At 56.7% G+C, this 783-nt stretch carries 1 pseudogene; it reads left to right on the forward strand.

Annotation, left to right across the window (positions count from 1 at the left end):
• Window positions 1-284: 284 nt before the first annotated feature.
• A pseudogene (locus tag CJ255_RS22180) lies at window positions 285-783 on the forward strand (Rpn family recombination-promoting nuclease/putative transposase); the annotation flags it as partial.

The raw sequence follows: 783 nt of genomic DNA on the forward strand, positions 1-783 counted from the left end.
GAGACACAAGAACGCTTTCTCGATCGTAGCAAGAGGCTCATCCGCCTCTTGCGGCCCCAAGTAGGGTTAGACATCTTTGTCTATACGCCAGCCGAGTTTACGCAACTTGCTCAAGAACGGGCCTTTGTGCGTGATGAGATTGTGGCGAAGGGCAGGGTTTTGTATGAGCGAGGCTGAGCGTTGGCTACAGTTTGCACATGAAGATCTGATCATGACAAGTTTAGCTCTTGATGCTAAACGGTGCATCACATCGCAGCCGCCGGAAAGCATGTAGAATAGCCGCCATGACCGATCTCACCAACCCGCACGACAAGTTCTTCAAGGCCACCTTTAGCCAACCCGGCGCAGTGGCACGCTTTCTGCGCGAGTTTCTACCCGCTGAGGTGACGGCGCTCTTCGATCTGGCGCACATCCAGCCGGTCAAGGAAAAGAACACTTCTCCGATCTGCTCTTTGCAGTACCCCTGCACGGGACTGACACGCATGCCTTTGTCTGTATCCTCTTTGAGCATAAGAGCTCGGTAGACCACCTGACCCCGCTGCAGGTGTTGCGCTACATGGTGCAAACGTGGGATAGTATGCAGCGCCAGCAGCGCCCGCTCGCCCCCATCGTGCCCATTGTGGTCTACCATGGCACGCAACGCTGGACGGTCTCGACCGACTTTCACGCCCTCTTCGATCTCCCCGCCGCCCTTCAGCGCTACACACCAACCTTTCACTACCACCTGAGCGACCTGACGACCGCTCGCGACGAGCAACTCAAAGCAATGGCATGGTTGGGGGC

Source organism: Candidatus Viridilinea mediisalina, from assembly GCF_002532535.1.
GTDB lineage: Bacteria > Chloroflexota > Chloroflexia > Chloroflexales > Chloroflexaceae > Viridilinea > Viridilinea mediisalina.